This window comes from Streptomyces sp. NPDC057939 (genome assembly GCF_042887545.1).
GTDB lineage: Bacteria > Actinomycetota > Actinomycetes > Streptomycetales > Streptomycetaceae > Streptomyces.
The window spans coordinates 147,232-155,086 of the sequence record NZ_JBHVPG010000011.1 but is presented as its reverse complement, the minus strand read 5'-3'; the positions used below and the strand labels follow the sequence as shown (position 1 = coordinate 155,086).

The window sequence follows — 7,855 nt, the reverse complement described above, 5'->3', positions numbered from 1 at the left end:
CCCACCCCTCCCGGCCCGGGGGGGGGGGGGTGGGGGCCGGCCCCCCCGGGGGGGGTGGGGGGGGGGCCCGCCCCCCCCCCCACCACCGCTCAGCCGCGCATGATCTCCGTCAGGCGGCTGCGCAGCCGGGCGAACTCGGGCGACGACCGCAACGCGGCGACGTCCGTCCCCGGATCCCGCGCCAGGCCCACCGGCAGCTCCGCCACCACCCGGCCGGGTCCGGCCGCCATGACCAGCACCCGGGAACCCAGCAGCACGGCCTCCTCCGCCGAATGCGTCACGAACAGCACCGTCGTCCCCAGCCGGCCGGCCAAGGCGCGTACCTCCTCCTGGAGCCGCTCCCGCGTCAGGGCGTCCAGAGCCGCGAAGGGCTCGTCCATCAGGAGGAGTTCGGGCTCCGCCGCCAGGGCCCGGGCGAGCGCCACCCGCTGCTGCTGACCACCCGAGAGCTCCCAGGTCCGCCGACCGGCGGTGTCGGGGAGTCCCACCCGGTCCAGGAGTTCCGCGATCCGCCCGGCCCGCTCGGCACGCGGCACCCCGAGCCGCGCCAGCGCGAAGCCGATGTTCCCGCCGACCGTGCGCCACGGGAACAACCGTGGCTGCTGGAACACCACCCCGGCCCCCACGCCCGGCCGGGGGAGCGCGCCGCGGACGCGGGCGACGCCCGAGGAGGGCTGCTCGAATCCGGCCACCACGCGCAGCAGGCTCGTCTTGCCGCAGCCGGAAGGACCGACGAGGACGACGAACTCGCCGGGGTGGATCAGCAGGTCCACGCCATCGAGCGCCGTCACCGGCTGCTTGGCCGATCCGTACGTGACCTTCACCCCCGCCAGCTCGACGGCTGCGGCTGCGGCTGCGGATCCGGCTGCGGATCCGGTGGGCGCGACCGACCCGGGGGCGTCAGTTCGCGGCACGACCGAGCTCCTCCACCGCGAGCGCCTTGGCGAACACGGCCTCGTCGGGTACCGCGTCCACCGCCTTCTGTCCCTTCAGGAACACCGCGGCGTCGTGCAGGTTCGCCGCGAGCTTCCCCGGCGCGCCGGGCGTGCCCAGGTACTCGGGCCCGGTCTGTTCCTTCGCGCTCAGCAGCACCAGCTCCGACAACTGCCGCTTCGCCTCCTCCGTCGGCAGCCCCAGCTCGGCGCCGATGGACTTCGCGGCCTGGTCCGGAGCGGTACGTGCCTGCGCGACGGCCTTGTCCTGCGCCTTGATCCAGGCGGTGACCACCTCGGGATGCTTGGCCGCGAACGCGTTCGTGACCACGCCCAGGTCGGCGGTGGGCTTGCCCTGCTTCGCCAACTCACGGCTGCTGACGAGTACCTTGCCGTCCTTGGTCAGCTCGCTCAGGGTCGGCGTCCACACGTACGCGGCGTCGATGTCCCCCCGCTTCCACGCGGCGAGCGCGTCCTGCGGCTGGAGGTCGATGGTCTGCACCGTAGAGGGGTCGACACCGGCGGCACTCAGTGCGGCGAGCAGCGAGTAGTGGGCCGTCGACCCGAACGGGGTGGCCACCTTCTTGCCGGCCAGGTCCTTCACCGAACCGATCCCGGCCTTCGCGACGAGCGCCTCGTTGTCCCCGATCAGATCGTGGATCCACAGCACCTTGTACGGAATGTTCAGCGGCGCCGACAGCCCCTTGGTGACCGGGCTGGACCCCGCCAGACCCAGGTCCACGGCACCTGCGATGACCGCCGTGTTCACATCGCCCCCGGACTCGAACTTCACCCACTTCACCTCGACGTCGGGCAGGGCCTGCTCCAGCAGCTTCTGGTTCTTCACCACGAGGTCCGCGTTGGGTATCGCCTGGTAGGCGATCCGTACGGTGGTCTTCCCGGCGGTGCCTTCGGAGGCGCCCGCGCCACCCCCGCACGCGGTGGTGACGGAGGCCGTCAGGGCGACGGCCGCGGCGAGCAGGAAGGTGCGGCGGGAGGGGAATGCGGGCACGGGGGATCTCCGGTCTGAAGTCTTATCTGAAGTCGGATGACGAAGGGGGTGAAGCGGGCGGGAAAGTGGGGTGAGGTGCGGAGGCAGGGGGATCAGGCGCGAGTGCGCCACGGCACCGCGATCCGCTCGACGAGCCGCAGGAGCGAGTCCAGAACGATCCCGGACAGACCGATCGCGAGGATGCCCGCGATCACCAGGGCCGTCTGGTTGTACCGCTGCGCATCGCGGATCATGCCGCCGATACCGGGCACGCCGTTGATGGTCTCCGCCGCGACCACCGAGGTGTAGGCGACTCCGACGGCTATCCGGACGCCGGTGAGTATCTCGGGCAGCGCGGAGGGCAGCCGTACCGACAGAAGCAGCGCCACCGGGCCCGAGCCCAGGGCCCTGGCCGCCTCGACGAGTTGGCCGGGAACCGTACGCACGGCAGCGGCGGTGGCCGCCGCGATGGGCGGCAGCGCGGCGATCACCAGCAGCCAGATCTTCGGTGCCTCGTCGATGCCGAACCAGATGACGAGGAGCGAGAGGTAGGCGAGCGGCGGCAGGGTGCGGAGGAACGTCACCGCGGGTTCCAGGACGACAGCCAGCGGTCGGATCGTACCGATCAACAACCCCAGCGGCACGCCCACCAGTACGGCGTACGCCGAACCAGTGCCGATCCGCCCGAGGCTGACGCCCAGGTGCTCGATCAGCAGGTGGCCGCCGTAGCCCCGGACCCCGTCGTGCACGGTGGACGCGAGGATGAACTGCCGCCACACGTCCCCGGGCGAAGGCACCAGGACCCTCGGCCACACCTCGGCGGCGACGACCGCCTGCCAGGCGGCGAGCAGCACGGCGAGCGCCACGATCCGCAGCGCGCCCCAACGGAGCGCGTCCCGCAGCCGCTCCCGTCGCCGTGACGCGGAACCGGCCGGGTCCGGACCTGGCCGCGCCTCCTGCTCCGCCACCTCGGGCGCGGTCACCAGGGCGGTCACGCGGCCTCCGTCCCGGTGAGGGCGCGCAGGCGCGGGGCCACTTCCTCGCCCACCCGGTAGGCCTCTTCGAGGTGCGGGTAGCCGGAGAGGACGAACTCGTCGATGCCGAGGTCCCGGTACTCGGCGAGGCGCTGCGCCACCTCGTCGTGCGAGCCGACCAGTGCCGTTCCGGCCCCCTCCCGGACCAGGCCGATGCCCGCCCACAGGTTCGGTGCCACGGTGAGCCGGGCGGCGTCCGCGGCCCCGCCGTGCAGGGCGGTCATCCGGGCCTGCCCGGTGGAGTCCATGGTGGCGAACCGTTCCTGGCTCGCCCGTACGGCTTCCGGGTCGAACCCCGCCAGGATCCGGTCCGCCTCGGACCAGGCCTCGGCGGCGGTGTCGCGGCTGATGACGTGCAGCCGCAGTCCGAACCGCACGGTGCGGCCGGCTGCCCGGGCCAGCCCTGTCAACCGGGCGATCCGTACGGCCAGTGCGGCCGGCGGCTCGCCCCAGAGGAGCTGTACGTCGGCCTGCCGGGCGGCGACCGCCTCGGCGGCGGGGGAAGCCCCACCGAAGTACAGGGTCACCGGGTGGAGGACGTCGGCATCGGGGAGCCGGGCCCCCTCGATCCGCAGGTGGGTCCCGTGGTGGTCCACGGTCTTGCCGTCCAGCAGCGACCTGAGGACCGACATCACCTCCTCGGTGCGGGCGTAGCGCTCGTCGTGCTCGACGTGGTCCCCGTAGGCGCGCTGTTCGGCGGGGTCGCCGCCCGTCACCACGTTCAGCGCGATCCTGCCCCCGGCGAAACGCCGGAAGGCGTCGGCCTGTTGGGCGATCAGGGTCGGGCCGGCGAAGCCGGCGCGGAACGCCACCAGGAAGCCGATGCGGGTGGTGTGCTGCGCGAGTGCGGCCGTGAGGATCCAGGGGTCGACGCAGCCGAGGCCCACCGGTGTGAGCAGGGAGTGGAACCCGGCCTGTTCGGCGGCGCGGGCCACCTGGGCCAGGTACGGGATGTCGGCGGGCCGGCGGGTGGCCGCTCGGCTGCGGCCCTGGACGGCGGTGACGCCGCCCGGGTCGCGGCCGTCCCCGCCCGTGGGCAGGAACCAGTGGAGCCGGAGTGGGTTTTCGGGCATGGGAGGACCTCGTCGAAGCAGCGGCGCGGCACGCGGCACCGCGGTGAGGGCGGTGGCACGTGTACACGGGCAGGAGGGAGGGCGGAACGGAGGCGCGGACGGTGCGCGGGGGTGTCCGTACGGTTCAGGCGCGGTGGATCAGTGGATCAACAGCCGTGCGTACGGAAGCGGTCGGCCCGACACAGCATGGTCGAGACACGCAGCAGATCTACGTGACGACGCGAAACGAGGACGGGGGCCATGGGCCGTATCCTGTCGGCGCCGCTCGGGCATGTGCAACCGTCGTCCGCATCCTGGACGATTCCGTTCCGTATGGCGGGACGAGGTGCCGGTCGCGGAGTGCGTGCGGGCCCGCGGGGCGTTGGCGGGTGGACAAGGCGTGCCGGAGCGGGGCCCGCTGACGGCCCGGCAGGGCGCCCGCCGGCCGCGGGGGCGGCGACGGCAACGGTGCGGCCCGACGAAACCGACTTGGCGGCATCGGCGGCGCCGCCCCGCGACCGAGTCCGGAAGAGGATGCGCGGAGTGGTGCGGACATTCCGGTCGGCGCGGAATTCAATTGCGCCCCCCGTATGCGCTCGGCGCACTTCTCGTCCCGTATTCCCTGCTCCGTCAGCCCGGATCCGGTAACGTTTGTCGGCGAGCGCCGGCGGGGAGCGCGGGCATTTCGTTTTGTGTGCGAGAATCCGAACGCCTTCCATGGTGCGGCGACGCCTCGGTTGTGGACCATTCCTCTGGCATGTTTTCGGCCAACCTGACTGATCTCCGATCGTCGAACATGGGCCACATGTGGACCAATTGCTGTCAGAACGTCACCAAGAAGCACCAGATCCAGCCTCGTGGCCGCAACTCTGCTCCCGATCCGATGCGTGCGTCCCACAGGAATGCCCAAACGTCGGACAGACCCTGCGGCCATTTCTTTTCCTTTTGGGTGGCCGGCGGTAATCGGTTCCGCTGTTTCCGGACTTTCGCCCGGGATATTCCTCTACTCTCTAATCGTCCCCGGAGGATTGTCTTCCGGGGTCGGTCAATTCGTTCGTCCTCGGGAGGAATCATGAAGCGCACCCTTCGTACCCGCCTCGCCGCCGCCGCCGTGACGGCCATGGCGATGGCCGGCGCCGTGGTCATCGCGGCCCCGGCGGCCCAGGCCGCTCCCAGTGACTGCACGGCGTACCTCGCGGCCGCCGGCTACTCCAGCACGGACACCAACCTGGCCTGCACCGTGGGTGGTTCGGGCCTGCCGGCCGACCAGCTGCTGTGCCGCCTCGTCCTGATGAACGTCTCGTCGGTCCCGCCGGCCCTCGCGCAGACCGCCTGTACGCTCGCCAAGCTGTGACGGCCCGCCGGACGGTCAGGCGCTGACCCGACCGGCCGGAACGGCTCGAATGATCGGCTCCACGCCCTGGGAAGACGCCCGAAACGTCTTCCCAGGGCTGTGGCATGCCTGCCCACGGGCACCCCGGTCGATGCACGTTGCACTGAATTCGTCCCGATCCGCCTGCCGGTCGGCCGCCGGGTTTCGGGGCGCGCGGTCGTGGCCGCCGGAACCGAAGGCGGCTCGACCGCTCACTCGCGATCACCAATGGTCATGGTTTGGCCATGGCTTGTTTACTATGTCCTCCCGGTCGTCCACTCCGCCGCACGGCGGCGCGGCGCGACTCCTCCCGCCGGCCCACGGTCGGCGCGAACCCAAGGGCGAACAGGACATGCGCGTACTCCTCGTCGAGGACGAACCCGACCTCCGCGAAGTGGTGGCGGCCGGCCTCAAGGCCGCCGGGTACGCGGTGGACGACGCGGCCGACTGGCCGGAGGCCGAGTTCCTGCTCGACCTGGCCGCGTACGACTGCGTGGTTCTCGACCGCCTGCTGCCCTCCGGGGACACCCTGTACGCGCTGGAACGCCGGCGCCGGAGCGGATGGTCGACCCCGGTGCTCTGCCTCACCGCCCTCCACACCCTGTCGGACCGCGTCGACGGCTTCCGCTCGGGCGCGGACGACTACCTTCCCAAGCCCTTCGCGATGGAGGAGCTCGTGATGCGGGTCGGCAGCCTGGCCCGCCGCGCCGGCGACCGACTCCCCGTCCACCTCGCCCACGCCGACCTGGAACTGGACGCGGCCCGCCGCGAGGTCCGTCGAGCCGGTGTCCTGCTCACCCTGACGCACAAGGAGTACGCCGTCCTGCGCCACCTGCTCGTGCACCGCGAGACCGTGGTCACCCGCGCGGCTCTCGTCGAGCACTGCTGGGACGAGATGGCCGACCCCGTGTCGAACGTCGTGGACGCCGTCATGGCCGGGCTCCGCCGCAAACTGGGCGCCCCGCCGCTGATCCGCACCGTCCGCGGCCACGGGTTCCTGCTCGGTTCCGACAACACGGACCACCCGTGAGGAACCGGGCCCCGGACCGGCACGGCCTGCCGACCGGCGAGGAACGGGCCGGCCACGGCCGGACGCCCGCCCCGACCCGCCGCCGGCGCTCACCGGCCCGCAGGCGGCTGCGCAGGCTCCAGTTCCGACTGACCCTCGCCTACACGCTCGTCACCCTGGCCGGGGTCAGCGTCCTGTCCTGGATGGTGATCCGCACCGACGCCCGTTCCTGGCGTGCCGCGGAGTACGACGAGATGAACCGGCGCGCCGCCGTGAGCACCTCACTGATCTACTACACGGACGAGGGCCTCCAACTGGACGGCCTGTACGACGACGAGGCCACCCGCGGCTACCCGCGCGTGAACGTCCTGCACACCTCCGCCGACGGCTCCTTGCGGCGGGTCTTCACCTCGCCCGGCCCGGCCGCCGTGCCCATCGGCGACGACCGCCTCGCCGGACTCGCCCGATCCGCCATGCGGAGCGACGACACCGTTCGCGCCGAGGTGCCGGACGCCCGGGGCGGCACCGCCTACCTGCTGGCCCGGCCCTTCCACCATGACGAGACGCAGGAAGTGCGGGGAGCGGTCGTCGTCGCCGGCGATCCGGCCCACCGCATGGCCGAGCACGACCGGCTCGTCATGTCGGTGCTCGTCGGAGCGGGACTCCTCACCACCCTGGCGGCCGGCACCGGACACCTTCTGTCGGGGCGCAGCCTGCGCCCGGCCTGGGAGTCCCTGGAGGCCCAGGAGCGGATGCTCGCCGACACGGCCCACGAGCTGCGGACCCCGGTGGCGGTCATGCGCAGCTCGGTCGACGTCGCGGGCACCGACCCCCGCGGCCTGGACCCCCACCTGCCGCGGATCCGGCGAGCCACCGAACGCCTCGCCGACGTCGTCGAGAACGTCCTCACGCGCGGCCGACTCCAAGCGGCCCATCGCGAAGCGCTGCGCGCCGTCCCGCTCAGGCTCGATCAGCTGGTCGAGCAGACGTGCGAGGAGTTGCCGGCCGGCCCGCACGTCCTGACGACATCCCTCGACGCCTCCGTCGTCACCGCGGACCCGGCTCTCGTACGGATCGCCGTGCGCAACCTCCTCGACAACGCCCTGCGGCACGGCCGCACGCCCGGCGACCCGTCGGGCCGGGCGGAGGTCCACGTCATGGTCCGCGGATCGACCGTGGTGGTGGCGGACCGCGGCCCCGGCATCGCCGCGGCCGACCTGCCCGCTCTGACGGAACGATTCCGCTCGCCCGGCGGTGGCACCGGCATCGGCCTCTCCCTGGTCTCCGAGATCGCCGCCGCGCACGGTGGGTCGCTCACGGCCGACCTCCGCCCCGGCGGCGGCACCCTGGTCCGCTTCTCCCTGGACCGTCGGGACCAACGTGCGGCCCACGGAGCGGGTCCGGGACGCGGCCGGGGCCCCGCCTCATGAATTCCTCACGATCCATCGCGCAGGATGCGAACACC

7 protein-coding genes are annotated in these 7,855 nt (G+C 72.5%); 3 read left to right on the top strand and 4 right to left on the bottom strand.

The genetic code is table 11. From position 1 onward, the window contains the following. Positions 1–89: 89 nt before the first annotated feature. From ACFVS6_RS15635 to ACFVS6_RS15620, 4 genes are all read right to left on the bottom strand, one after another. Positions 90–914: an ABC transporter ATP-binding protein gene (locus ACFVS6_RS15635; RefSeq protein ID WP_389704126.1), complete on the bottom strand. Its 825-nt coding sequence runs from the start codon at positions 912–914 to the stop codon at positions 90–92. Further along, positions 901–1,944 carry an ABC transporter substrate-binding protein gene (locus ACFVS6_RS15630; RefSeq protein ID WP_389704125.1) on the bottom strand — a complete coding sequence of 348 codons (1,044 nt, stop codon included), beginning with the start codon at positions 1,942–1,944 and terminating at the stop codon, positions 901–903. The genes ACFVS6_RS15635 and ACFVS6_RS15630 overlap by 14 nt, the downstream gene beginning before the upstream one ends. A 92-nt stretch (positions 1,945–2,036) precedes the next feature. Beyond that, the gene (locus tag ACFVS6_RS15625; RefSeq protein WP_389704201.1) at positions 2,037–2,909 is read right to left on the bottom strand and encodes an ABC transporter permease; all 873 of its coding nucleotides are present in this window, start codon (positions 2,907–2,909) and stop codon (positions 2,037–2,039) included. Positions 2,910–2,914: 5 nt separating this feature from the next. Continuing rightward, on the bottom strand, positions 2,915–4,030 hold the full coding sequence (locus ACFVS6_RS15620) for an LLM class flavin-dependent oxidoreductase (RefSeq protein ID WP_389704123.1): 1,116 nt from the start codon (positions 4,028–4,030) through the stop codon (positions 2,915–2,917). Positions 4,031–5,081: 1,051 nt separating this feature from the next. Here ACFVS6_RS15620 and ACFVS6_RS15615 point away from each other — a divergent pair. The 3 genes from ACFVS6_RS15615 to ACFVS6_RS15605 all read left to right on the top strand — a co-directional run bounded on the left by ACFVS6_RS15615 (position 5,082) and on the right by ACFVS6_RS15605 (position 7,820). Then, positions 5,082–5,363, top strand: a complete 282-nt coding sequence (locus tag ACFVS6_RS15615) for a hypothetical protein (RefSeq protein ID WP_389704122.1) — start codon at positions 5,082–5,084, stop codon at positions 5,361–5,363. Between the two features lie 370 nt (positions 5,364–5,733). Continuing rightward, positions 5,734–6,411 (top strand): response regulator transcription factor, encoded by a 678-nt coding sequence (locus ACFVS6_RS15610; RefSeq protein WP_389704120.1) that lies wholly within the window; start codon positions 5,734–5,736, stop codon positions 6,409–6,411. Beyond that, a complete protein-coding gene (locus tag ACFVS6_RS15605; protein WP_389704118.1) occupies positions 6,408–7,820 on the top strand; it encodes a sensor histidine kinase in 1,413 nt (470 codons plus the stop codon). Before ACFVS6_RS15610 ends, ACFVS6_RS15605 begins: the two co-directional genes overlap by 4 nt. Positions 7,821–7,855 lie beyond the last annotated feature (35 nt).

Excerpts from the sequence above, each read along its gene's own strand:
- ACFVS6_RS15620 (WP_389704123.1), bottom strand. The coding sequence starts at position 4,030 with ATGCCCGAAAACCCACTCCGGCTCCACTGGTTCCTGCCCACGGGCGGG.
- ACFVS6_RS15615 (WP_389704122.1), top strand. The coding sequence starts at position 5,082 with ATGAAGCGCACCCTTCGTACCCGCCTCGCCGCCGCCGCCGTGACGGCC.
- ACFVS6_RS15610 (WP_389704120.1), top strand. The coding sequence starts at position 5,734 with ATGCGCGTACTCCTCGTCGAGGACGAACCCGACCTCCGCGAAGTGGTG.